Origin of the sequence: Rhodobacter sp. NSM, from assembly GCF_052244495.1 — a bacterium.
In the GTDB taxonomy this organism is placed as follows: Bacteria; Pseudomonadota; Alphaproteobacteria; order Rhodobacterales; family Rhodobacteraceae; genus Cereibacter_A.
Genome location: NZ_JBQPXH010000018.1, coordinates 1 through 23,407 on the forward strand (window position 1 = coordinate 1; position 23,407 = coordinate 23,407).

Consider the following 23,407-nt stretch of genomic DNA (forward strand, 5'->3'; position numbering starts at 1 on the left):
CGGGAACGTGCGCATCATCGACAGCGCCCGCACCGAGCCCCTCCCGATCGCGCCGCGGCGAGGCAGGGTTCTGGCGCTGGCGCTTCTGCTCGGAGCCCTTGGCGGAGCGGGCTTCGTTCTCGGACGGCACTGGCTGCGCCGGGGAGTGCGGGGCGCCGAGGAGATCGACCGGATGGGGCTGCCGGTCTTTGCCACCGTGCTCTATGCGCCTGCGGTGGCCCGCGACCGCCGGCAGAAGGGAGCCCTGCCGATCCTGGCCATGACCGATCCCGATGCGGTGGCGGTCGAAGGGATCCGGTCGCTCCGGACGAGCCTGCATTTCGGGATGCTGGATGCACAAAGCCGCTCGATCGCCTTCACCTCCTCGGCGCCCGAGGCCGGCAAGTCCTTCCTCGCGGTCAATCTCGCGGTGGTGGCGGCCGATGCGGGCCAGCGGGTCTGCCTCGTCGATGCCGACCTGCGCCGCGGACGGATCCGGCGCTATTTCGGGGTGGGCAAGGACGAGCCGGGGCTTTCGGACTATCTCGCCGGCGAGGCGGAGCTCAAGGACCTGCTGCGGCCCACGCCGATCCCGGGGCTCAGGATCATGACGACCGGACGCTACCCGCCGAACCCGTCCGAGCTCCTGATGCGGCCGGCACTGTCCGAACTCGTGGCGGAGCTCGACCGCGGCTTCGATCTCACGATCTTCGATGCGCCGCCGGCGCTCGCGGTCACCGATCCCGTGGTGATCGGGCGCGCGGTGGGAGCGACCATCGCCGTCGTGCGCCACGACGTCACCACCATGGGCGAGATCGATGCGCTGATCCGCCAGCTGCAGGGTGCGGGCGTGAAACCCGCCGGCGCAGTGCTCAACGCCTACAAGCCTGAAGTCGGCCGGGGTCCCTACGGCTACGGATACGGCTATGGCTACCACTATCAGTACAGCTACCGGCCGCAGGCCGGGGACTAACCGCGAGACCGGATCCGGAAAGCCGGGTCCGGAGGACCTTCGGGAAGGTGAGAAACCATGATCACGCAGATCCTGCTGTGCGGCGGCTCGGGCACGCGGCTCTGGCCCCTGTCACGGAAGGGGCATCCGAAACAGTTCGCCGCCATCCTGGGCGCACGCAGCCTCTTCGCCGCCTCGGCCGACCGGCTTTCGGGCCCGGGTTTCGACCGGCCGGTGATCGTCACCGGCGCGGACTTCCGCTTTGTCGTGACCGAACAGCTGGCCGAGGTGGGGATCGAGCCAGGTGCCATCCTGATCGAGCCCGAGCCGCGCAACACCGCGCCCGCCATCCTCGCCGCGGCGCTTCATGTCGCGGCCCGCGGTCCAGAGGCGCTGATGCTTGTGGCGCCGTCCGACCATGCGATTGCCGATCCGGCGGCCTTCCGCGCGGCGGTGATGCGGGGGGTGCCGGCCGCACGCGCCGGCCGCATCGTCACCTTCGGCATCGCTCCCAGCCGTGCCGAGACCGGCTATGGCTGGCTCGAGCTCGAGGAGGGGGTGGAGGGAGCTGCGGTCCCGCTCCGGCGCTTCGTCGAGAAGCCCTGTCGCGCACAGGCCGAGGAGATGCTGGCCGCGGGCCGCTTCCTCTGGAACTCCGGGATCTTCCTCTTCTCGGCTGCCACCATCCTTGCCGCTTTCGAGGAGCATGCGCCGGAGCTTCTCGAGCCGGTGCAGGACGCCGTCAAGGCGGCCGAGCCCGATCTCGGCTTCCTGCGCCTCGCTCCGGAGCCCTGGGCCCGGGCCGAGCCGATCTCGATCGATTACGCGGTGATGGAGCGGGCCACCAATCTCTCCGTCGTGCCCTACGAGGGGAGCTGGAACGATCTCGGCGGCTGGGATGCGGTGGCGCTCGAGATGGGGGCGGACGAGCGGGGCGTGAGCCTTGCGGGCGCGGCCACGGCGCTCGACTGCCGAGACACCCTTCTGCGCTCGGACAGCGAGGGGGTGGAGATCGTCGGCATCGGGCTCGAGAACATCATCGCGGTGGCCATGAAGGATGCGGTCCTCGTGGCGGAGCGCGGCCGGGCGCAGGACGTGAAGGCGGCTGTCGAGGCGCTCAAGGCCCGGGGCGCGCGGCAGGCCGAGAATTTCCTGCACGACCGCCGGCCCTGGGGCTTCTTCGAGACGCTCGCCCTGGGCGACCGCTTCCAGGTGAAGCGGATCCTCGTCCATCCCGGTGCGTCGCTCTCGCTCCAGAGCCATGTCCATCGCTCCGAGCACTGGATCGTTGTGCGCGGCACCGCCCGCGTCACCGTCGACAACGAGGTCCGTCTCGTCACCGAGAACCAGTCGGTCTACATTCCGCTGGGGGCGCGCCACCGGATGGAGAACCCCGGCAAGGTGGCGATGGAACTTATCGAAGTGCAGACCGGCAGCTATCTCGGGGAGGACGACATCACGCGCTACGAGGACATCTACGCCCGCGGCCAGGGCGCGCGGGGCTGAAATGCCGCCCCGGTTCGGCACGAGCGGCCTCCGAGGCCTGGTGACGGAGCTGACGCCGGATCTGGTTGCCGCCCATGTCGGCGCCTTCCTGCGCGCCTGCCCCCATGGCACCGGGCTTTACATCGGGCGCGACCTGCGGTCCTCCTCGCCCGCTCTGGCCGGGGTCGTGGCGGAAACCGCGCTCCGGGCGGGCGTGCCGGTGACCGATTGCGGGGCGGTGCCGACGCCCGCGCTGGCGCTGGCCGCGATGCGCGCCGGGGCGGGAGCGGTGATGGTGACCGGCAGCCATATCCCGGCCGACCGCAATGGCCTGAAGTTCTACCTTCCCACCGGCGAGATCACCAAGGCCGACGAGGCCGCGATCCTCGCGGCACTGGACGACCCGCCTCCCCCTGCCCCGGAGCCCGCCCCCCTGATCCGGGACACGACCGCGGGCGCAGCCTGGGTCCGCCGCTATGTCACGGCCTTCGGGGCGGAAGCCCTGGCGGGCCTGCGGATCGGGGTCTGGAGCCACAGCGCGGTCAGCCGCGATCTTCTGACCGCCGCCTTGCGCGCCCTCGGCGCCGCGGCCGTGGTGGACCTTGGCCGGTCCGAGGAGTTCATCCCCGTCGATACCGAGGCCGTCCCGGACCGGGCGCGCCGGCAGATCGCGGACTGGATTGCCCAGTACCACCTCGATGCGCTGGTCTCCACCGACGGCGACGGCGACCGGCCGCTTCTGGCGGATGGGGAGGGGCGAGTCATTCCCGGTGACCTGCTGGGCCAGATCACCGCGGCGGCGGTCGATGCCGAGGTGGTGGTGACGCCGGTCAGTTCCAACAGCGGCGTCGAGGCGGGCGGGCGCTTCCGGCAGGTGATCCGGACACGGATCGGCTCGCCCTTCGTCATCGCCGGCATGGAGGAGGCCCCGGGCCGCACGGTGGGCTACGAGGCCAACGGCGGCTTCCTCCTGGGCTTCAAGGCCCGCCTCGCCGGGCCGCTGCCGCCGCTCCCGACCCGCGACAGCCTGCTGCCCATTCTGGCGCCGCTGTCGCTGGCCCGGGCCGCCGGAGGGCTTGCAGCGCTGGTCGCAGGTGAGCCTGCCCGCTTCACCGCCGCCGACCGGCTCGAGGAGGTGCCGTCCGATCCGGCCCGGGCGCTGGTGGCCGATCTCGCCGCCCGCCCGGAGCGGCTCGCAGCCTTCCTGGCCCCGCTCGGGGAGGACCCGGGATACACGGATCTGACAGACGGTCTTCGGGTGAGCTGCGCCTCCGGGCGGATCCTCCATGTCCGCCCTTCCGGCAATGCCCCGGAACTGCGGCTTTATGTCGAGGCCGAAACACCCGACATGGCCGGGGATCTTCTGACCCGCGGCCTTGCGGCGCTCGGGCAGGCTCTGGCGGAGATCCGCCAGGCATGACCTGCCGCCGCCCTCGAGGATCCGGCGTCTCCCTGACGGCCGCAGGCTTCGGCCGTCCGTTCGCCTTTCCCGGATGCCCCCGGGGTCCGGCCATCGCTTCTGTTCTCGTTCTCAAGGGTACTTCATGCAACGCAAGGTGACGAAGGCGATCCTTCCGGTCGCTGGCCTCGGAACACGCTTCCTCCCGGCCACCAAATCGATCCCGAAGGAGATCCTGACCCTCGTCGACCGTCCGCTGATCCAGTATGCGATCGACGAGGCGCGGGCGGCCGGCATCGAGCAGTTCATCTTCGTCACATCCCGCGGAAAGTCGGCGCTGGAAGATTATTTCGACGAGGCGCCCGAGCTTGAGGAGGCGCTGCGCCGGGCGGGCAAGACGGCCCTTCTCGAGGCCCTGGCCGCGACCGACGTGGAATCGGGAGCGATCGCCTATGTGCGGCAGCACCGGCCCCTGGGCCTCGGCCATGCGGTCCGCTGTGCGCGCCATCTGGTGGGAGACGAGCCCTTCGCGGTGATCCTGACCGACGACGTGATCGCGGGCGAGCCACCCTGTCTGCAGCAGATGATCGAGGCCCATGCCGAGACCGGCGGGAGCATGATGGCGGCGACCGAGGTGCCGCGGGCGGCGACCTCCTCCTACGGCATTCTCGATGTTGCGGAGGAGTCGGGGCCGCTCGTCCGGCTGCGGGGCGTGGTGGAAAAGCCGAAGCCTGAGAATGCGCCCTCCACGCTCGCGGTGATCGGGCGCTACATCCTGACCCCGCGGGTAATGGCGCATCTCGACCGGCAAAAGCCGGGGGCGGGAGGCGAGATCCAGCTCACCGACGCGATCGCCGAGGAGATCCGGACCGGCGGTCCGGTCTACGGGTTCCGCTTCCGCGGCCGCCGGTATGATTGCGGCTCGAAGGCGGGGTTCCTGCAGGCGACGGTGGCCTTCGGGCTCGCGCGCCCGGATCTGGGTGCGGAGTTCCGCGCCTTCCTCGAGGAGGCGGCAGGCTTCCGCTGCGCGGCCGAATAGAGCCCATCGGACCCGGGGTCATCGGGCAGGACTGTTCCCTTACAGAGGTTTGACGACATGAAGATTGCGATGATCGGCACGGGCTATGTGGGCCTCGTCTCGGGGGTCTGCTTCTCGGACTTCGGACATGAGGTGGTCTGCGTCGACAAGGATCCGGCCAAGATCGCCAAGCTGAAGGACGGCAAGGTTCCGATCTTCGAGCCGGGGCTCGAGGCGCTGATGGCGCGCAACGTGGCGGCGGGGCGGCTCAGCTTCACGCTGGACCTGGCCGAGGCGATGCGGGACGCGGAGGCGGTCTTCATCGCCGTGGGCACGCCCACGCGCCGCGGCGACGGCCATGCGGACCTCACCTATGTCATGGCAGCGGCCGAGGAGATCGCCCACGCGCTCGATCACTACGCGGTGGTGGTCACGAAATCGACCGTGCCCATCGGCACCAACCGCAAGGTGGCGGAGGTCATCCGGCACGCGAACCCCGCCGCAGATTTCGACGTGGCCTCGAACCCCGAATTCCTGCGCGAGGGCGCGGCCATCGACGACTTCATGCGCCCGGACCGCGTCGTGGTGGGCCTGGACTCCGAGCGCGCGAAGAAGATCATGTCGGACATCTACCGCCCGCTCTTCCTGCGCGACTTCCCCATCGTCTACACCGGCCTCGAAAGCGCCGAAATGATCAAATACGCGGCGAACGCCTTCCTCGCGACGAAGATCACCTTCATCAACGAGATCGCCGCGCTCTGCGAGCGGGTGGGGGCCGACATCAAGGCGGTCTCGAAGGGCATGGGCCTCGACGGCCGGATCGGCAACAAGTTCCTGCATGCAGGCCCCGGCTACGGCGGATCGTGTTTCCCCAAGGATACCAAGGCGCTGGCGCGGATGGGGCAGGACCATGCCTCGCCGATCCAGATCGTCGAGACCGTCATCAAGGTCAATGACGAGACGAAGCGCCGGATGATCGAGAAGATCGAGGATCTCTGCGAAGGCTCGTGCCGCGGCAAGACGGTGGCGGTCCTGGGGGTGACCTTCAAGCCGAACACCGACGACATGCGCGATGCCCCCTCGCTGACCATCGTGCCGGCCCTGATCGGGGCAGGTGCGAAGGTGCGCGTCGTCGATCCCGAAGGCCGGCGCGAGGGCGAGCATCTCCTGCCCGGCGTGACCTGGATGGAGGATGCCTACGAGGCCGCCGAGGGGGCCGAGGCGCTGGTGATCCTGACGGAATGGAACGAGTTCCGCGCCCTCGATCTGCAGCGCCTGGCGGGGCTGATGGCCGTGCCGCGGCTTGCGGATCTGCGCAATGTCTACGAGCCGGACGTGGTGCGCGCGGCGGGCTTCGTTGCCTGTGAGGCGGTCGGCCGGAGGCTGGAGGGGCTGCCTGGCCGGGGTCTGAACGAGGAAACGGACAACGAGGAAACGGGCGGTGCTGCGGTGCTTGTCGAGGAGCCTGCACGGGAGACGGCCGAACTGCAGCCCGGCGAATGAGCGTGCCCGGCAGGGGGCGGCCTCGCGCCACGCCGGCTCCTCCCGCCGCCCCGGGCCCGCGCCGAATGAAGAACCGCCCGGGCTTGCAGGCCGGGCGCAATCCAGCGAACACATGAGGGTCTTTTCATGAGGCGCATCCTCGTCACCGGCACGGCCGGCTTCATCGGCTTCCATCTCGCGCGGCTGCTGCTGGCCGAGGGCTTCCGTGTTCACGGCTACGACGGGATGACCGACTATTACGACGTCGGCCTCAAGCGGCGGCGCCACGCCATGCTGCTGCAGGACCCGAACTTCTCGATGACCGAGGGCATGCTCGAGGACCAGGCGCTCTTCGACCGGGTGACAGACGACTTCGCGCCCGAGGTGATCGTCCATCTCGCGGCGCAGGCGGGCGTGCGCTACTCGGTCGAGAACCCGCGCGCCTATCTCGACGCGAACGTGATCGGCTCCTTCAGCGTGATGGAGGCCGCGCGGCGGCTGAAGGTCGCCCACCTGATGATGGCCTCGACCTCCTCGGTCTATGGCGCCAACGAGGAGATGCCCTTCCGCGAGACCGACAAGGCCGACAGCCAGCTCACGATCTATGCTGCGACCAAGAAGGCCAACGAGAGCATGGCCCATGCCTGGGCCCATCTGCACGGTGTGCCGGTCACCATGTTCCGCTTCTTCACCGTCTACGGGCCCTGGGGGCGGCCGGACCTCGCGCTGTTCAAGTTCGTCGATGCGATCCTCGACGGCCGGCCGATCGACATCTACAACCACGGCGAGATGTGGCGCGACTTCACCTATGTCGACGATCTCGTCCGCGCGATCCGGCTCCTGATCGATGCGGTGCCGGGCGGCCCCGAGACGGCGGTCGAGGGCGACAGCCTCTCGCCCGCGGCCCCCTTTCGCATCGTCAACATCGGCAATTCCGACAAGGTGCGGCTTCTCGATTTCATCGAGGCGATCGAGGAGAGCCTCGGGCAGAAGGCCCTCCGCAACTACATGCCGATGCAGCAGGGCGACGTGCCCGCGACCTGGGCCGATGCGGGCCTCCTGCAGCGCCTGACCGGCTACCGCCCGCAGACCGACATCCGCGACGGCATCGCGCGCTTCGTCTCCTGGTATCGCGAGTATTCGGGGAAGTAGGCGCCACGCCGACCTGTGGCTCCTTGAGTATATGGGACACGAACGGAAAACCCATGCCGTCCATACCCTTCGGCTCTCCGTGAGATCAGGCCGCGACGGATGTGCGAACCTTTTCGTTCCGGATGTAGTAGCGCGACCCCTCCTTCCTGGAGGACTTGCTGAAGCCGATCTCCACATCTCGATCGAGCTTCACCATCAGCTCGAGAAGCTTCTCGAGCGAAAAGCCCCGGAGCCTGCCGTTCTTGAGCGCGGAAATCTTCGGTTGTGGCAGGCCAAGGAGCGCGGATGCCTGGAGCTGCGTCAGGTGGCGATGGCGCAGGATCGAGTTGATCTGGCCAACGATGGCAGCCTTCAGCTTCAGTTCGGGCGCATCGTCGAGACCGAGATCAGCAAAGACATTGCCGCTTCCGACTTCAATCTCCAGCGTGGACTGTTCTTCGGTCATTTCTTCTTCCTCTTCTCTTGTCTACTAGCCTCGGCAAGATGCTGTTTCACCTGGCTCAGGCGGGTCTTGATCAAATCGAGACGGAGCTTGGGCGTCTTGATCCCGATCGTGGACTTCTTCTGAAATGAGGGCAGGACGTAGAGTCCTCACCGAGCACCTCCACGGGTGCAGCCCCTATCTCGTCGACTGAGAAGACGTTCAGGCCGTTGCGGGCGGTGGACCCACAAGCCGTACCGAAGATCGGCAGCCATGATCGGCAACACTGCGCAAAAATTCATTCCAAACCTCAGCTGTCACACAATCTTTTCATGATATAGGATCGGCAACATGATCCTGGAAACACCGGCACGTATCGAACCCTGCGGCATCGAGGAAGCAATCCCGATCGAGTTGACCGATCTGGTCCTCGAACTCCGCTCTTCGGCGGAAGCCCTCGGGCGGAGGCTTCATCCGGATAGCGCGGCCGAACTGCGCTCCATGACCCGGATCATGAACGCCTATTACTCGAACCTGATCGAAGGCCACAACACCCGGCCGCGCGACATTGAAGCCGCCCTGGCCGGCCGGCTCGACACGGTCGAAAACCGCCCTCTGGCCGAAGAAGCCGCCGCGCATGTCCGTGTCCAGATGTGGATCGACGAGACCCATGCTCGAGGGGAGCTGCCCGAGCCGACGTCGGTTGCCTTCATCCGCGACCTGCATCGCCGCTTCTACGAGGCGATGCCCGAAGAATTGCGCTTCACCGAGCATGACGGCCAGCGCAGGGAGATCGTCCCCGGCGCCTTCCGGGTCGAAGGCGAGGAGGTCGCGGTCGGTCGCCACCTGCCGCCATCTGCCCCCCGCGTGCCTGCCTTCATGGACCACTTCGTCCTGCGCTACCGCGGCCTGACCCGCGGCGCCACCGGCCGGATCCTGTCCATTCCCGCAGCCCACCACCGGCTGAACTACATTCATCCGTTTCTCGACGGAAACGGCCGGGTGAGCAGGCTCATGTCCCACGCGATGTGCCAGGCCGCAGGGATCGGCGGGCATGGACTCTGGTCAATCAGCCGCGGCCTCGCCAGAGGGCTGGCAGACCCGGCCGAATACAAGGAACGCATGGACGCGGCCGACCAGCCGCGTCGGGGCGACCGTGACGGCCGCGGAAACCTGTCTCTCGGCACCCTGACGTCCTTCACCGGGTGGTTTCTGACCGTCATGCTGGATCAGGTCCGGTTTACCGAAGCAATGTTCGACCTGGGCACACTGCGGGATCGCTACACGCGGCTGATCACGGATCTTTATCCGGGCAAGGACCGCCTGCCCCGGCTGATCGTACATGTCTTGCGCCATGGAGAAATGGCGCGGGGGGACGCACGTTTCGTGACCGGCGCCTCGGAGCGCACCACGAGCGGCGACCTCGGCGAGTTGACGCGCGGCGGCTTCCTGAAATCCGCAACATCGAAGGGACCCGTGCGCATCGCCTTTCCGCTGGATTACCGGGAGCGGCTCTTCCCGAACCTCTTCACGGATGCTGCACCTGTCGTACCTGCGCCTCCGGCCCCGCCAGTGCTCTGACAGCCCACCGCTCAGCCAGCTCCGGCAGGCTGGTCGTCCGCGCCCGTATGGCGAGATGGGGCGCGACTTGTCTCGAGGCGATAGAGGAGATCCTCGGGCGGCGCTCTCCGCAACGCACGCCGATGCAGTTCGGCGACGCACCGCGACCCTGGACCCAGGCGGAGCTCCTGCAGCGTCTGGCCGGCGGTCGCTTGGAAACCCGACAGCCCCTCCAGCGCGACCGGTTCGTGACGCCCCGTACGGATTATGGTCAGGAGGTCACTGCCTGCGGCCGCCGCCGACGCGCAGGACGAACTCCATCGGTCTTGCCTTGCCAGACGATGTTGTAGCCTTTGGGATGAAGCGTTTGATCGACGCAGTGCGCGACACGATGCTCCGGCACGCCCTTCTTCTCCGGAAGCCCGTGCTTGTGTCGCACACCACATGGGCAGTCGAAAATGCCCAGCGGGCTGAGGTTATAGTAATTGGCTGTCACTTCATAGAGCGGCAGATACTCGGCCATCAGGTTCGTTCCTTCAATTTCCAGGACGAGCATAAGAGAGGGTCCTTTGCCGGCCAAGTCTGCGTTCCTCGCCGTCCACAGGGTTGATCGCAGGCCTTGTCCGGGCAGGGGTGATGCGCCGAGACATGGCAGACGAGAGCTGCGACGTCAGCCTACGCACCTGAGGCGCAGCCCTGCACCGAGCCAGGACGGCCTTGAGGTCGACCTCAAGGCCGGGTCGCTGACCCGACGCGGCGGATGCCCCGGGCAATGCCGAGCATGTATTCGGAAATTATCCTGCGTGGACACCGCGGAACATGCAGAGAGCCGGCCGAGGTGATCGGCCGGCTCAAGGATATGCCTGCGTTTGCAGGGAACTTCGTCAGGCGAACAGGAAATCGTCCGACGTCAGGGTGTCGGTGCCGAGCACGTTCGCGATCAGCACCTCTTCCTGCGCCCCCTGGCCGTCGGCATCGAAATAGAGCGTGCCCATGTCCGCATCGAAGCGCAGATAGTCCTCGAAGACCCCATCCTGGCTGGGGATGAAGGTGAAGGCCGAGGGCAGCAGCGCGATCCGGTCGATCCCGAGCTCGAAGTCGAGGATGGTCTCGACGTTGTCACTCGCAGGGGCCGTGTTGAAGAGGAAGACGTCCTCTCCCGCGCCGCCCACGAAGGTATCGTTGCCGAGCGCGCCGAAGAGCAGGTCGTTGCCGTCACCGCCCATCAGCAGGTCGTTGCCGTAACCGCCGCCGATCTGGTCGTTTCCGGCGCCGCCTATCAGCAGGTCGTTCCCCGAGTTGCCCAGCAGGTAGTCGTTGCCTTCGCCACCTCGGACCCGGTCGTCTCCGGCGCCGCCGCGGATCCGGTCGTCTCCGGCGTCACCCATCAGCAGGTCGTCGCCCGCGTCACCCCGCAGGTAGTCGTCGCCCTCGCCGCCCCTCAGCGTGTCGTGGCCCCCGTGGCCGAAGAGCGTATCGTTGCCGGCAGCTCCGTTCAGCGTGTTGGCGAGGAGATCGCCGGTCAGCTGGTCGTCATGGTCCGAGCCGAGCAGGTTCTCGATCCCAAAGAAGCTGTCGCCGTCGGCATCGCCACCCTGGCCGGTGCCGAGCAAGAGGTTGGCATTCACGCCATCGGCCGAGCCCGCGTAGCTGGCCGTGTCCTGGCCGTACGCATCGATCAGCCGGTCCGCCCCGGCGCCGCCCACGAGCATGTCGTTGCCCAAACCGCCGCGCAACTCGTCGTTGCCCGAACCGCCCTGAAGCAGGTCGGCCCCGGTGTTGCCATAGAGGTAGTCATCACCCTCGCCGCCAAGAAGCGTGTCGCCGCCTTGGTTGCCGAAGAGCGTGTCGTTGCCTGCGCTGCCGGACAGTTCGTTGGCGACCGCATCACCGGTCAGCCGGTCGGCATGGTCCGAACCGAGCAGGTTCTCGATGCCCGAGAGCTGGTCGCCCTCGGCATCGCCGCCCGCAGCGGTCCCGGCCGCGAGATCGACCTGCACCCCGGCATCCGAACCCGCATAGCTCGCAAGGTCACGGCCCAGACCACCTCCGATCACGTCGGCGCCGGCGCCGCCGATCAGCGTGTCCGCACCAAGTCCCCCGCGGATGATGTCTGCCATCACCCCGCCCGAGAGGAGGTCGTCCCCGTCGGTTCCTTCCAGCAGGTCGCGGTTGTCGACGCCCAGGATGGTGACCGTGGCCGTGGCCTCGACCCCGTTCACCTCGTAGGTGAAGCTGTCCTCGGCGGTCTGGCCGAGGGGCAGGTATTCGAACTGCCCGTTGGGATCATAGGCGAAGGTTCCGTCTGCCTGCACCGTCAGCAGCGCGCCGCTGGCGAGCGTGATCTGGCTGCCCACGGCAAGGGCGCTGCCGTTCACCGCCGTGACGAGAAGCGTGTCGTCCACGTCGGAGTCGACGCCCTGGCCATTGTCGGCGAAGAGATCGCCCGAGAGCGGGGTGACATCGGAGACGAGGAAGGCATCGTTGGCCGCCACCGCCGCGTCGTCGACCGGGGTGATGCCGATGGTCACGCTGGTGCTGGCGGTCAGCGCGCCGCCGCTGCCGCTGTTGCCACCGTCGTCGATACCGACGGTGAGGGTCGCGCCCGTGGTCGCGTTGGCGGCCGGGGTAAAGACCACCTCACTTGCTGCGATGAAGACATTGATCGCCGCCACCGCGCCGGTCAGCGTGAGCACGCCCGTGCCCGAGCCCGAGACCGTCACGCCCGACCCGCTCGTCGCGGCGAGCATTCCGGCGTCGACCGAGAGGGTCGCGGTCACACTGTTCGAGCCCGCATCCACGTCGGCGAAGCTGATGCCGGTCACGGCAGTCGTCGTGTCCTCGGTCACCGAAAGGCTCGGCGGGGCCGAGACGGTCGGCGCGTCGTTCACCGCCGTGACGGCGAGCGTCACGCTGGTGCTGGCGGTCAGCGCGCCGCCGCCGCTGTTGCCGCCGTCGTTAATGCCGACGCTCAGGGTTGCATCCGTGGTCGCGTTGGCGGCCGGGGTGAAGGCCACCTCGCTCGCCGCGATGAAGGCGTTGATCGCGGCCACGGTGCCGCTCAGCGTGAGCACGCCCGTGCCCGAGCCCAGGACCGTGACGCCCGACCCGCTCGTCGCCGCCAGCATCCCGGCATCGACCGAAAGGGTCGCGGTCACGTCGCCCGAACCCGCATCCACGTCGGCGAAGCTGATACCGGTCACGGCGGTCGCCGTGTCCTCGGTTACCGAAAGGCTCGCCGGGGCCGAGACCGTCGGGGCGTCATTCACCGGGATGACGGCGAGCGTCACGCTGGTGATGGCGGTCAGCGGGCCGCCGCTGCCACTGTTGCCGCCGTCGTTGATGCCGACGGTCAGGGTGGCACCCGCCGTGGCATTGGCGGCCGGAGTGAAGGCCACCTCGCTCGCCGCGATGAAGGCGTTGATCGCGGCCACCGTGCCGCTCAGCATGAGAGCGTTCGTGCCCGAGCCCAGGACCGTCACGCCCGACCCGCTCGCCGCAGCGAGTAGCCCGGCATCGACCGAGAGGATCGCGGTCACGTCGCTCGGACCCGCATCCACGTCGGCAAAGCTGATGCCGGTCACGGCAGTCGTCGTGTCCTCGGTCACCGCGAGGCTCGCCGGGGCCAAGACCATCGGCGCGTCGTTCACCGGGGTGATGCCGATGGTCACGCTGGTGCTGGCGGTCAGCGCGCCGCCGCCGCTGTTGCCGCCGTCGTCGATGGCGACGCTCAGGGTTGCATCCGTGGTCGCGTTGGCGGCCGGGGTGAAGGCCACCTCGCTCGCCGCGATGAAGGCGTTGATCGCGGCCACAGTGCCGCTCAGCGTGAGCACGCCCGTGCCCGAGCCCAGGACCGTGACGCCCGACCCGCTCGTCGCCGCCAGCATCCCGGCATCGACCGAAAGGGTCGCGGTCACGTCGCCCGAACCCGCATCCACGTCGGCGAAGCTGATACCGGTCACGGCGGTCGCCGTGTCCTCGGTTACCGAAAGGCTCGCCGGGGCCGAGACCGTCGGCGCGTCGTTCACCGGGATGACGGCGAGCGTCACGCTGGTGCCCGCGGTCAGCGCGCCGCCGCTGCCGCTGTTGCCGCCGTCGTCGATGCCGACGCTCAGGGTTACGTCCGTCGTGGCATTGGCGTCCGGGGTGAAGGCCACCCCGCTTGCCGCGATGAAGGCATTGATCGCGGCCACCGTGCCGCTCAGCGTGAGCACGCCCGTGCCCGAGCCCGAGACCGTCACGCCCGACCCGCTCGTCGCGGCGAGCAGCCCGGCATCGACCGAAAGGGTCGCGGTCACGTCGCTCGAGCCTGCATCCACGTCGGCAAAGCTGATGCCGGTCAGGGCGGTCGCCGCGTCCTCGGTCACCGCGAGGCTCGGCGGGGCCGAGACCGTCGGCGCGTCGTTCACCGGGGTGACCGTGAAGGAGAAGCTGCTGTCGGTCGTGGCCATCCCGTCCGACAGGGTGAAGCCGAAGCCGTCCGTGGTGCTCTCGCCGCCATCATTCAGGTAGAGCAGGCGGCCCGCATCGATGTCGGCCTGGGTGAAGGTTTCACCGAGCCCCCGCGTCTCGCCGATGTCGACCTGGCCGTTGTCGTTGGCATCGACGAAGAGCGTGCCGTGCGACGTGCCCGAGGTGATCGTGTAGACGAGGCTGGTGCCCTCGGCCACGTCGTCGGTCGCGCCGAGTTCGCTCGTCAGGATCGTGTCGAGGCCGCCCTCGGCCAGGGTCGAGCCGGTGTTGGTCGCGACGACCGGGGCCTCGTTCGGTTCGGCGAAGGAGAGGGCGACGGTCTGGCTGACCGTGACCAAAGGCTCGAAACCGAGAAAGAAGAAGCCCCCCGAGGCCGTGCCGGCCTGGGTGTCGTAGCTCGGGGCGAGGGTCTGGTTGATGCCCCCCGAGGTGGAGGAGCCGATCTCGCTCGCCTCGACCACCGAACCGGCGCCTTCGTCGGAAAGGCTGCTGAGGGTGAAGGTCAGGCTGCCAATTGCCTGGCTGCCGCTGAAGCTGACGTCGAAGCCCGAGTCGGTGACGTCGACCGTGATCGTGCCGCTGAGGAGGCCATCGGAGATCGGAAAGCTGATCTCGGCCCCGTCGCCCACGACGAAGCTCGTCGACAGCAGAGGGTCCACGGAGTTCGAGAAGTTCACGACGAGCGTGACGGTTTCGCCGGTGAGATATGTAGCCATTGTCTGCCCCCTGAAATGATCAGGGCGAGAAATGCTGACACTGTGACCAAAATGTGGCTTTTAGAACGATCTTACATGGATATTTTGGAGCAGAGGTCTCGGTGGTGAGTTCAGGCCACAGGCTTGGCCTCCGGCCGTATGGGCCGTACTGGCGAAAGCACGTAACCCCCCCGACGAAGGAATGTCGGGCGAGCCGTGTCGAGCCGGACTCGCCCGGAGGAGGAGAAGACCGGAATGATCCGCACGGGAATCGGGCCTGATCCGACCCAGAGAGCTTCGCGGCAGGGACCGAAGGTCGCCTTCCTCATCGCAGGCGCCCGGAAGTCCGGAACTACCGCGCTCCACCGCTTCCTGTCGACGCATCCCGAGCTCTTCCTGCCCGCCAAAGAAGGAACTGCATTTCTTCGACAGCGAGGCGCGGCGATCGACTGACCGCCCCGCTCTAGGAGGCCCATTTCGCAGGCGCCCGCTCCGACCAGATCTGCTGCGAGGCGACCCCAGTCTACCTGTTCCACGAGCCATCGCTGCAGCGGATCCGGGCCTACAATTCCCGGATGTGCCTGATCCTGCCGCTGCGCGACCCGGTCGAACGCGCCCATTCCCACTGGCGGATGGAAGTGGCTCGCGGGAACGAGTCCCTGTCCTTCTCCGAGGCGATCCGCGAGGGGCGGGCGCGGGTTGCGCGAAACGGGCGCGTCTTCACCTACGTCGAGCGGGGCTTCTACGGGGCGCAGCTCGAGCGGCTGGAAACCTGTTTTCCGCGCGAGCAGGTCTCGGTCTGCTGACCGAGGAGATGAAGCGCGACCACGCGGGCACGCTCACACGGATCTGGCGGTTCCTCGGCTGCGATGCGCCCCCTGCCCTGCCTCCGCCCGAGGTGATCCGGCCGCTCCGGCCCGCGGAGGGGCTGCCTCCGGTCTCGCCCGAGGATGAGAGCTACCTGCGGGCCCTCTATGCGCAGGACATCGCCCGGACGGAAGCGCTGACCGGGCGCGACCTCGGAACCTGGCGCGAAGGGCGGGCTGTGTGAGTTCCAGGGCTGCACCCCGCTGAAACGGGATTGCCTTCGAACCCGGCGGCAAGGCGATCCTCGCGACCGCCCCAGCCAGATGTCGCCGGATCGGGCGGCCTCGCGCAACTGGAACAGGCCATGTACCTCCCAAAGCCGATGGTCGCCTTCAGGCTGGGTCCATCCTCGAAACGGATGGCCGCAAGGGTGGTTTTGGCCAAGCCGGGACAGCGCCTACCAGAGCGGCGACTCCCCGATCGGGGGCACGTCCAGCCGGTCCACAAGATCCAGAAAGGATCGAGGCAGGGCCGAGAGAGCAGAATCATCAAAGCCCAGGCCCAGATGGCGCACCGCAAGCCTTGCGACCAGGCGCGCCTGCTCGCCATCGCGGCGGCGCCTGGCCGGATCCCGTGTCGGATCGTTCTCCAGGATCCACTGCTTCTGCAAGGCGAAGGCCCGTGGATCGATCGTCACGATCCTGACCGGCAGCCCCTTCTCGTCGAAGGTCGTCGCGGAGAACTTCGGTACGTTGAGAAGCCATCGGCTGCTCTCCGTCGAAGCCGCCACGAGATCATCCGGAGCCGCAGACATCCGCGCCGGACCCTGCCGCATGATGCGGTCGTGGTCCTGGGGTTCCAGCAGATCGACCATGTAGCCGTCCTTGTTGGCTGCCGTGTAGCTGCACCGCTCGACCTGCCGGAAGGATCTGTCGACAGCCTGCAACGCTCCGATCAGGCCCCGTTCACCCACCTCTCCCGACATGACGAGCTTCCGACGGGCATCGTAGAGCACATCGACATCGCCGGTCGCGAGCATGCCGGCCTCAATGCGGACGGCCGCCGCCGCCTCATAGGCATAAAGCGCGTTCGTTCCGAGCACGAGGAGAGTCCGTCCGAGCCACCCCAGATCCTCGAACTTGCGGATCACCCGTGCCGTCAGAAGAGGCACCCGGCCGAGACCCCGTGCGCGGAGAACCGGGGCTTGCTCCTCAAGCTGCCTTCGAAGGCTCTGCACCCGCTCCTCTGCTGCGGCCTTCCCCTCCTCGAACTTCTGCAGCATTTTTTCGGTTTCCGGGCTCCGTCGGCCGCACGACCTCCTGCCGGTGCCGCGGTAGGGACGCCGGATGAGATACTCCGCCTCCCCCCGTGTCTCGAATTTCATCGAGCCGCCGTAGCTGTGCCGGAGCTCGCCCAAGGCCTCCCGCAGCAGGCGATACCGTTCGCGCGCATCGATTGCATCCCGGACCGCGTCGCCAGTCAACTCACTGAAATAAGACATTTTTGCCAACTCACATCAAAATTCCGTCTTCCCTTGGCAAACATGATACTTACCATGAACTTATCAAGTTCATTGCAGATGCTGCGAGTGCCATGATCTTACGCCGCAAAGCGGCAGATGAGCGAACTCTGCCGTGTCGGAAGACCAGGGATGAATTGCTGAACAAGAGCCTGTTCTTCAGTCCAGCCACGACCGCTGTGGCGCCGCCGACGAGGTCGTCGACACAGCGACCCGACCTTCCCGAGATGACCCTCGCCCCTGCCCGACCGGGTCCCGGGACGGGAACAGGCCTGCTGCCGGGCCGTCATACACTTCCGTCGCAGCCGCGGCGCAGGCAGCGCCCCTGCCGGATCGCGAGCCGAGGCAGGCCCTGCGGGACCGAACTGTTCCTGCGCCTCATCCCGACCCTTCGGACGATATTTCTCAAAATGACCATGACCGGGCACGCCACGAGCGAAGAGAAGCCGAGGATCATGGGAGAGACGAGGATGACTCGCGCCTGCATCGCCAGTGTCGTTCGGCCTCACACGGCGTCCTGCAGATGCGCCGCACGCTGATCAAACCCGCGCTTCACGGAGGCGAACAGTTCCGCCGGAAAGTCGGCGGGCATTTCGGCCAGCGCGGTGGTGAAGGCTCCCTCCGCCCTTTCGAGGATGTCCGCGAAGATCCGCACAACCTTTTCCCGCGAAAACCCTGCGGCCAGTCCTGTCTCCACGAAGTGCCGGCCCTGGATGTCCGAGACCTTGTAGTGGCGGCTTTTCCCTGCCCGCATCGCAAGCTTCATGTTCTTGACCTGGATCTGCCCGGCATCGAGCGAGGGCTGCACGGTCAGCACGTCGTAAAGCGGGGTCATCACGAAGCGACCGCCCGGCAGGAGGGCGATGCTGAAGTTCTTGGCATGTCCATCGGTCGCGCCGATCAACCAGAACAGGATGTTCGCCTTCAGGAAATTTGCCCGGTCGCGCATGGGCTCGTCACTGCCCGTCAGCAGGCCGCAGATCTCGACGATGCCGGGACCGCCCTCGTTCTGGTACTTCCGGGTCGGCGGGACCGACAGCGCCTGACAGCAGTCTTCCTGCGGGAGGCGGATCAGGCGCCCGTCGCGAGCGCGCAGCCGGTCGAAGCGTTCGATCACCAGAGCCCTGGAGGCTGCAAAGGTAACAATCTCGGTGTGAGCTGCCGGCAGGCCGAAGGCGGCCATCAGGCGCAGGCAGAAGTGCTCGTTCTCGACGCTGTTGGTCAGGTCCATGCCATTTGGCAAGGTGCCGATCGGTGGCTTCAGGATATGGGTGGTCGGCGTCGTTCCGGTGGGCAGAACCCATTGGCCCTCATGGAAGAGAAGAGCAGTCTTTTCCTGGGCGCCCGCGACGGAGATCCGGAAGTCCTGCTCGGCCCGGATGCCCAGGGGCGTACGGCCGAGATCCTTGAGCATCGCGGCGATCTGGACCTCGGTCAGTGGCTCGCCTGTCAAGGTCTGGCTGTCCCCCGGCACCTCCCCCTCCGGCAGGAACTGCAGCGCGCCCACGCAGTCGCGCCCGATCCGGGCGAGAAGGCTGTACGCATCCACCCCGTCTGCGCCGACGCGTTCCGCCACACGGTGTCGGATGACGTCGCTGTCCGGCAGCAGGTTTTCGAAGACCGCGATGACCGCGGGCCCGACATGTCGCTCGGAGCGCAGGGGCAAGGCACGCGAGATCGGCAGCGTGCTTTCCCATGCAAGCCAGCCGGGGGCATAAGTGAAGCCGAAGGCCCCGCCTGCCTCGCGGAAATACTGCCCGACCTTGCGGCGGTTCATGTAGACGTCGAGCGGGACGTAGCTGCGCTTGCGCCCCATCAGAAGATGTCCTCCAGGTCCGACGGCTTGATCTTGCTGCGCGGCACGATGTGGAGTTCGAGGTCGAGTGCTGCGAGCAGATCAAAGATCGTGTCGACCTTCGCCCCGCTGGCGCTGGTCTCGATGTTCGAGACCGTGCGTTGCCAGATGCCTGCACGTGATGCCAGTTCGGCCTGCGTCAGGTTCTGCGTCCTGCGAGCCTGCCGCAGGATGGTGCCGAGGTCCCTGGTGGTGCGCGCGATCTGATCCATGGGCAATCCTTCCACACAAGATGATCGCAAGATCATAAATCATCAATAGGATGCGAAGATCATAAAGGGAAAATATATCTTCCAAGATATAGCCCTGCTCCGCCCGCACGGGATGAGCCTATGCTTTCAGGTTGCGCGCCGCGCCAGCATGCGACCGAGGCCGCGAGGGATGCCGCCCCCGCGGGCGCGGGTCTCTCACTCCTTCCAGTGATCGGCGACCCAAGGGGGCAACGGCGCCGCGCCTGCCGCGAGATGCTGGCCCTCCCTTCGCCTCGTCAGTCCGCGGCCTTGCCTTGATGCGCAAAATGCGCAATATACATATCGATCCACGGAGAACAGGGCATGGCCGACTTCCTCACCTTCACCGCCACCGACTTTGCGCGCCGGTTCTCGCGGATCAAGGAAGACGTGCGCGAGCATGGCATAGTACGGGTCGTCAGTCATGATCGAGTGGTGGGCGGGTTCCTTTCACCCAAGGAGCTTGAGAACTACGAACGCCTGAAGGCACAGGAGCGTGAAATCCTGAAGGCCGGCGAGATCCCCCAGGAGTTCCTCGCCGCCCTCGACGAAGCCGTCGCGAACTACGACGCTTGAAGCGGCATGCGTCTTCCCGCCCCGAAGCCGGGTCTCGTCATTTACTACTCGTTCCTCTGGAGCCATGAACACGAGCGAAGCTCGACCGAAGGCTCCAAGGACCGGCCGTGCGCCATCATCCTTCTGGAGCCGTCCGCGGCGGCTGGTCGTGACAGGGTTTCCGTGCTGCCCATTACGCACCGGCCTCCTGGCGGGAGGACGGGCTCGCATCTGAAGCTCACGCCTCACGAATGCATGTCGATCGGGCTTGATGGCGAGGATCACTGGGTGGTGCTGGACGAGGTCAACCGCTTCATCTGGCCGGGATATGACCTGCGCAAGATCCCGGGAACGGATGGATGCGATTATGGCCGGCTGAGCCAACCGTCCTTCGCGCGCATCGTGCAGGCCTTCAAGGCGTTCGATGCCGCGCTGAAGTCGTCCGGCAAGGCAGGCATACGCGCCATCGGTCGCGACGACTAACCCAGTACAAGCAGACGGCCACCTGAAACGTCGTTCTGGCCGCCGCGCAATCCGATCTCATCGACCGACTGGCCGCCTCGGTCAGCGCCTTGCCCCGTCCAACGGCGGCTCGGCCCTCCTCCACGACCTTCCGACCCTGATCGGAGGTCACCTCGCTCCCCAGGAGCCGCAGGCAGGACTGGAAGATTGCCAGGACGTTGTTGAAGTCGTGGGCGACGCCGGCCGCGAGCTGGCCCACCGCTTCGACCTTCTGCGCCTGATGCAGCGCCGCCTCGACCCGGCGCCGCTCGGTGATGTCGCGCGCCACCCCGAGCACCCCCGTGACGATGCCGGACCGGCCATGCAGGGGCATGTAGACGGCGTCGTAGACGACCGTGCCGCCGGCCATTTCCCAGGTCGGCTCGTAGCGAAAGGGCTGCCCGGTGCGGACCACGGACATGAGGCCTGCAGTCATCTCCTCTCCCTTGACCGGCCCCAGGAGTTCGAGCGGCTCGCGCCCCAGCATTTCGTCGAGCGTGAGCCCCGCCGCGGCCAGTCCGGCCGGGTTGATATCGGCGTAGGTGAAGCGGCCGTCCGCCCCGACATGGAGGTGGAACATGCAGTCGGCGGAGGCGTCGAAGTAGGCGCGGAAACGCGCCTCGCTCACATGAAGGGCGTCGGCCGCCTCGTCAGTCGCCGCGATGTTCATGTGGCCTTGCATCCCTCTCTCATGGCCTGAGCTTGAGAAGCAGCGGAGCCGCCCCGGCCTACGGCCGATGACCTTAAGGAAACAACCGGGACGTGCGATCGTCAACCGTCTTGGGCCAGTAGCCGCGAAGCGCCTTAGTCCGGAGCCCGGCAGCGGTAGGCCAGCGTGTAGCCGAGATCGCGGGACGAGCCGGAGCGGTACATCTCGGTGCAGGGTCCGAAGGCCGCGGCCAAGGGCTCGAGTTCCGCGGCCACGTTGTCGAGATCGTAAATAAGCGTCTCGAGCAGCCAGATCTCGCGATGCGCAGCAACCTCGCGGGGATAGTCCGTGGCGATGTCCGAGGTCTTCGACCGCTTGTGGAAATCGTGATCGAACGCGCCGGGGCCATAGCCGATCCGGGTTCCGAAATCGGGCGCAACATAGAGCATGTTCGGCTGCGCCGCCGGGGCGACGTAGATCAGCGGATCGGGCTCGGCCGCATTGGCGGCGATCACCGCAAGGGCCTCGCTCAGCTGCTGCTTTTCCTGATGGAAGCCCGCATGCATCGCGATGCCCCCCTGCAGGACCACGAAGGCCGCGACGAGCCGCATCGTCCCGGCCGGACGGGCCATCCCCGCCGCCCCCGCAATCCAGGCGAAGACGGACAGGAGGCCCGTGGCAAGCAGGATAGCCAGGACAGGCTGCATCAGGATGAAGTGCCGGCTGTAGAGGACCGGGTAGAAGCCGGCATGGCTCAGCACCGGCAGGCCGATCAGCAACGCCAGGCCGAAGGTGGGCAGCAGCAGGCCCCGGCGCAGCGGCATCAGGATCCCGATCGCGAGCAGAAGGACCGTGATCACGGCCACGGGACGCGCGGCGTGATATTCGCTGGCAAAACGATAGAACGGGTCGAACATCCCCAGCATGATCCGTGCAAAGGAAGAGACCGTGATGCCCTCGCCGTCGTCGATGAAGGGCAGCCGCAGGTAGCCCAGGTCATAGACGAAGGAGAAGTAGCGGAACTGCGCCACCGTCACCGGCTTCGTCACGCCCAGGTGCCAGGCGCCCGCCGCCGCCATGAGTGCCGCGAAGAGCAGGCCGAGGCGGCGGACCCCGTCCGTTCGCAGCCGACCCTCGACGAGAAGCTGCAGCGCCGCTGCCGCCGCGAGCGCCGCGAAGAGGACCGGTGCGGTAAAGGAGAAGAGCAGCAGGCCAAGGCCCGCCCCCGCCAGTATCGCAAGGCCGGACCTGTCCGGACGCCGCACCGCCCGAAGGGTGGCGGCCAGCATCAGGCAGGTGGCCAGGATCTCGAAGGCATATTGCTTGATCTCGATCCCGTAGCGCACGCCGAAGGGCGAGAGGAACATGAGCGCAAGCGCCACCGGCGCCACCACGGCCCCACCCGTCCGCCGCAGCGTCAGGGCCAGCACCGCCGCCGCTCCGAGGCTGCCCGCAAGACTGAGCAGGCGCAGCCCGGTGATCGCATGCTCGCCCGCCAGGGTCATCACGCCGCTTGCGAGGATCAGGTAGCCGGGAGGCGCGGCCTGGGCGAAGTACGGCAGGTGCTGGAAGGCGGCAAGGACCGAGGGCAAGGGCAGGTTCGCCATCAGCATTCCCTCGTCGTGCCAGATGTCGGGCGCATCGAGGATGCCGGCCAGCCGCGACGCCAGGATCAGCAGGAAGACGAGCGCCAGGATCCAGGGCCAGAACCGCGGCACCGGCTCCGGATCGCTTCCCGCTTCCGGCGCGCCGATACCGGCCAGTCCGCGCGCAGCCGGCGGATGGTAGCCGCCGAGCGCGCTGCGGAACAGTTCGCCCATCAGCGCGATTTTGGCGCCTGCGCCGCCCATCTTGGTGGGGGTGGGGCCCGAGGCGGGATAGGCGCGGCGCACCGGCACCTCGGTCACGCGGTAGCCGAGCTGGCCCGCCCGGGCGGACAGGTAGAAGAGCAGGCTGTAGTCGCGGAAACAGGCGCGGAACGGGGCCACGCGCGGGTCGGCCAGATAGCGCCGCGAATAGGCGCGGAACCCGTTGGTCGTGTCCGTCAGCCGGTTGCCCGAAGCCAGCGACAGCAGCGGCGCATGCAAGAGCCGCCCGCCGATCCTGCGGTCGAGCGGCGTGTTGATCGCCTCGCCTCCCTTGCGGTAACGCGAGCCCTGGACATAGTCGAAGCCCGCCTCGAGCGCCTCGATGAAACGGGGCAGCGCCTCGAGCCCGTCCTTGCCGTTGCCATCCACCGTCAGGATGCCGTCATAGCCCTCGGCCAGGCCCCAGGCATAGGCCATGCGCAGCTGCGCGCTGAGCCGGCCCGGACCGCGCCTGGTCAGCAGCGCCCGCACCCCGCACTCCTGCAGGAAGCCCGGCTCGAGCGAGCCGTCGGTCGAGCCGCCGTCGGCGATTGCCACGTCGAGCGGGATCCGCAGGCCATGGAGCTGCCGCAGCTGGTTGCGGATCCGCTCGCCCTCGTTGATGACCGGGATCACCAGCAGGTAGCGCGTGGCGCGGGGGGCGAAGATGGCGCTGTCGAAGGCGGGAAGCTCGGCCCCTGGCCATATCTCCGCTCCCGTCGCGGACCCGATTTCCGGCTCCGGCCTTCCGGGATCGGCATCCTTCATGCGGCTCACCTGATTCATGTGGTTTTCCTCGGAAAGTGTGGACCCGCCTGCCGGATTGGT

At 67.4% G+C, this 23,407-nt stretch carries 19 protein-coding genes; 11 read left to right on the forward strand and 8 right to left on the reverse strand.

Features of this window, described 5'->3' with window-relative positions; all coding sequences use genetic code 11:
• The 6 genes from ACTVZP_RS19720 to ACTVZP_RS19745 form a co-directional block, all read left to right on the forward strand.
• Positions 1-952, forward strand: a 952-nt coding sequence (locus ACTVZP_RS19720; RefSeq protein ID WP_443213876.1) for a polysaccharide biosynthesis tyrosine autokinase, incomplete at its 5' end; no start/stop codon positions are given.
• 57 nt (positions 953-1,009) lie between these two features.
• On the forward strand, positions 1,010-2,437 hold the full coding sequence (locus ACTVZP_RS19725) for a mannose-1-phosphate guanylyltransferase/mannose-6-phosphate isomerase (RefSeq protein WP_443213877.1): 1,428 nt from the start codon (positions 1,010-1,012) through the stop codon (positions 2,435-2,437).
• A gap of 1 nt (position 2,438) precedes the next feature.
• Positions 2,439-3,836 (forward strand): phosphomannomutase, encoded by a 1,398-nt coding sequence (locus tag ACTVZP_RS19730; protein ID WP_443213878.1) that lies wholly within the window; start codon positions 2,439-2,441, stop codon positions 3,834-3,836.
• Positions 3,837-3,960: 124 nt separating this feature from the next.
• On the forward strand, positions 3,961-4,854 hold the full coding sequence (locus ACTVZP_RS19735) for a UTP--glucose-1-phosphate uridylyltransferase (RefSeq protein WP_443213879.1): 894 nt from the start codon (positions 3,961-3,963) through the stop codon (positions 4,852-4,854).
• A 57-nt stretch (positions 4,855-4,911) separates the two neighbouring features.
• Complete coding sequence (locus ACTVZP_RS19740; protein WP_443213880.1) at positions 4,912-6,336, forward strand: UDP-glucose dehydrogenase family protein; 1,425 nt, start codon at positions 4,912-4,914, stop codon at positions 6,334-6,336.
• Positions 6,337-6,462: 126 nt separating this feature from the next.
• Positions 6,463-7,467, forward strand: coding sequence for an NAD-dependent epimerase/dehydratase family protein (locus ACTVZP_RS19745; RefSeq protein WP_443213881.1), 1,005 nt, complete (start codon positions 6,463-6,465; stop codon positions 7,465-7,467).
• Between the two features lie 85 nt (positions 7,468-7,552).
• Here ACTVZP_RS19745 and ACTVZP_RS19750 read toward each other — a convergent pair whose 3' ends face one another.
• Positions 7,553-7,912 carry a helix-turn-helix domain-containing protein gene (locus tag ACTVZP_RS19750; protein WP_443213882.1) on the reverse strand — a complete coding sequence of 120 codons (360 nt, stop codon included), beginning with the start codon at positions 7,910-7,912 and terminating at the stop codon, positions 7,553-7,555.
• Positions 7,913-8,242: 330 nt separating this feature from the next.
• On the opposite strand from ACTVZP_RS19750, the gene ACTVZP_RS19755 reads away from it, so the two are divergent.
• The gene (locus ACTVZP_RS19755; RefSeq protein WP_443213913.1) at positions 8,243-9,469 is read left to right on the forward strand and encodes a Fic family protein; all 1,227 of its coding nucleotides are present in this window, start codon (positions 8,243-8,245) and stop codon (positions 9,467-9,469) included.
• Between the two features lie 250 nt (positions 9,470-9,719).
• Here the strand turns inward: ACTVZP_RS19755 and ACTVZP_RS19760 are convergent, their stop codons facing one another.
• Both ACTVZP_RS19760 and ACTVZP_RS19765 read right to left on the reverse strand, forming a co-directional pair.
• Positions 9,720-10,004, reverse strand: a complete 285-nt coding sequence (locus tag ACTVZP_RS19760; protein ID WP_443213883.1) for a hypothetical protein — start codon at positions 10,002-10,004, stop codon at positions 9,720-9,722.
• Positions 10,005-10,332: 328 nt separating this feature from the next.
• The gene (locus tag ACTVZP_RS19765; protein ID WP_443213884.1) at positions 10,333-14,637 is read right to left on the reverse strand and encodes a beta strand repeat-containing protein; all 4,305 of its coding nucleotides are present in this window, start codon (positions 14,635-14,637) and stop codon (positions 10,333-10,335) included.
• 554 nt (positions 14,638-15,191) lie between these two features.
• Between ACTVZP_RS19765 and ACTVZP_RS19770 the strand changes: the two genes are divergently transcribed.
• Together ACTVZP_RS19770 and ACTVZP_RS19775 are read left to right on the forward strand one after the other, a co-directional pair.
• Positions 15,192-15,422 (forward strand): hypothetical protein, encoded by a 231-nt coding sequence (locus tag ACTVZP_RS19770; protein ID WP_443213885.1) that lies wholly within the window; start codon positions 15,192-15,194, stop codon positions 15,420-15,422.
• 8 nt (positions 15,423-15,430) lie between these two features.
• The gene (locus ACTVZP_RS19775) at positions 15,431-15,667 is read left to right on the forward strand and encodes a hypothetical protein (RefSeq protein ID WP_443213886.1); all 237 of its coding nucleotides are present in this window, start codon (positions 15,431-15,433) and stop codon (positions 15,665-15,667) included.
• Positions 15,668-15,880: 213 nt separating this feature from the next.
• On the opposite strand, the gene ACTVZP_RS19780 is transcribed toward ACTVZP_RS19775, so the two are convergent.
• The 3 genes from ACTVZP_RS19780 to ACTVZP_RS19790 all read right to left on the reverse strand — a co-directional run bounded on the left by ACTVZP_RS19780 (position 15,881) and on the right by ACTVZP_RS19790 (position 19,009).
• Complete coding sequence (locus ACTVZP_RS19780; protein ID WP_443213887.1) at positions 15,881-16,705, reverse strand: nucleotidyltransferase family protein; 825 nt, start codon at positions 16,703-16,705, stop codon at positions 15,881-15,883.
• A 742-nt stretch (positions 16,706-17,447) separates the two neighbouring features.
• A complete protein-coding gene (locus ACTVZP_RS19785; protein ID WP_443213888.1) occupies positions 17,448-18,758 on the reverse strand; it encodes a type II toxin-antitoxin system HipA family toxin in 1,311 nt (436 codons plus the stop codon).
• Positions 18,758-19,009: a helix-turn-helix domain-containing protein gene (locus tag ACTVZP_RS19790; RefSeq protein WP_443213889.1), complete on the reverse strand. Its 252-nt coding sequence runs from the start codon at positions 19,007-19,009 to the stop codon at positions 18,758-18,760. Before ACTVZP_RS19790 ends, ACTVZP_RS19785 begins: the two co-directional genes overlap by 1 nt.
• A 342-nt stretch (positions 19,010-19,351) precedes the next feature.
• Here ACTVZP_RS19790 and ACTVZP_RS19795 point away from each other — a divergent pair, with 342 nt between their 5' ends.
• Together ACTVZP_RS19795 and ACTVZP_RS19800 are read left to right on the forward strand one after the other, a co-directional pair.
• Positions 19,352-19,603, forward strand: coding sequence for a hypothetical protein (locus ACTVZP_RS19795; protein WP_443213890.1), 252 nt, complete (start codon positions 19,352-19,354; stop codon positions 19,601-19,603).
• Between the two features lie 6 nt (positions 19,604-19,609).
• Complete coding sequence (locus ACTVZP_RS19800; RefSeq protein WP_443213891.1) at positions 19,610-20,065, forward strand: hypothetical protein; 456 nt, start codon at positions 19,610-19,612, stop codon at positions 20,063-20,065.
• Here ACTVZP_RS19800 and ACTVZP_RS19805 read toward each other — a convergent pair.
• Both ACTVZP_RS19805 and ACTVZP_RS19810 read right to left on the reverse strand, forming a co-directional pair.
• Positions 19,995-20,765 (reverse strand): PAS domain-containing protein, encoded by a 771-nt coding sequence (locus ACTVZP_RS19805; RefSeq protein WP_443213892.1) that lies wholly within the window; start codon positions 20,763-20,765, stop codon positions 19,995-19,997. The two genes, ACTVZP_RS19800 and ACTVZP_RS19805, sit on opposite strands and share 71 nt — an antisense overlap.
• Before the next feature lie 122 nt (positions 20,766-20,887).
• On the reverse strand, positions 20,888-23,365 hold the full coding sequence (locus ACTVZP_RS19810; protein ID WP_443213893.1) for a glycosyltransferase family 39 protein: 2,478 nt from the start codon (positions 23,363-23,365) through the stop codon (positions 20,888-20,890).
• Between the last annotated feature and the right edge of the window lie 42 nt (positions 23,366-23,407).

Coding starts and splice junctions, on each gene's coding strand:
- ACTVZP_RS19745 (WP_443213881.1), top strand. CDS start 6,463: ATGAGGCGCATCCTCGTCACCGGCACGGCCGGCTTCATCGGCTTCCAT.
- ACTVZP_RS19780 (WP_443213887.1), bottom strand. CDS start 16,705: ATGCTGCAGAAGTTCGAGGAGGGGAAGGCCGCAGCAGAGGAGCGGGTG.
- ACTVZP_RS19735 (WP_443213879.1), top strand. CDS start 3,961: ATGCAACGCAAGGTGACGAAGGCGATCCTTCCGGTCGCTGGCCTCGGA.
- ACTVZP_RS19740 (WP_443213880.1), top strand. CDS start 4,912: ATGAAGATTGCGATGATCGGCACGGGCTATGTGGGCCTCGTCTCGGGG.
- ACTVZP_RS19770 (WP_443213885.1), top strand. CDS start 15,192: ATGTGCCTGATCCTGCCGCTGCGCGACCCGGTCGAACGCGCCCATTCC.
- ACTVZP_RS19760 (WP_443213883.1), bottom strand. CDS start 10,004: ATGCTCGTCCTGGAAATTGAAGGAACGAACCTGATGGCCGAGTATCTG.
- ACTVZP_RS19725 (WP_443213877.1), top strand. CDS start 1,010: ATGATCACGCAGATCCTGCTGTGCGGCGGCTCGGGCACGCGGCTCTGG.
- ACTVZP_RS19775 (WP_443213886.1), top strand. CDS start 15,431: ATGAAGCGCGACCACGCGGGCACGCTCACACGGATCTGGCGGTTCCTC.
- ACTVZP_RS19730 (WP_443213878.1), top strand. CDS start 2,439: ATGCCGCCCCGGTTCGGCACGAGCGGCCTCCGAGGCCTGGTGACGGAG.
- ACTVZP_RS19800 (WP_443213891.1), top strand. CDS start 19,610: ATGCGTCTTCCCGCCCCGAAGCCGGGTCTCGTCATTTACTACTCGTTC.
- ACTVZP_RS19765 (WP_443213884.1), bottom strand. CDS start 14,637: ATGGCTACATATCTCACCGGCGAAACCGTCACGCTCGTCGTGAACTTC.
- ACTVZP_RS19805 (WP_443213892.1), bottom strand. CDS start 20,765: ATGCAAGGCCACATGAACATCGCGGCGACTGACGAGGCGGCCGACGCC.
- ACTVZP_RS19795 (WP_443213890.1), top strand. CDS start 19,352: ATGGCCGACTTCCTCACCTTCACCGCCACCGACTTTGCGCGCCGGTTC.
- ACTVZP_RS19810 (WP_443213893.1), bottom strand. CDS start 23,365: ATGAATCAGGTGAGCCGCATGAAGGATGCCGATCCCGGAAGGCCGGAG.
- ACTVZP_RS19785 (WP_443213888.1), bottom strand. CDS start 18,758: ATGGGGCGCAAGCGCAGCTACGTCCCGCTCGACGTCTACATGAACCGC.
- ACTVZP_RS19790 (WP_443213889.1), bottom strand. CDS start 19,009: ATGGATCAGATCGCGCGCACCACCAGGGACCTCGGCACCATCCTGCGG.
- ACTVZP_RS19750 (WP_443213882.1), bottom strand. CDS start 7,912: ATGACCGAAGAACAGTCCACGCTGGAGATTGAAGTCGGAAGCGGCAAT.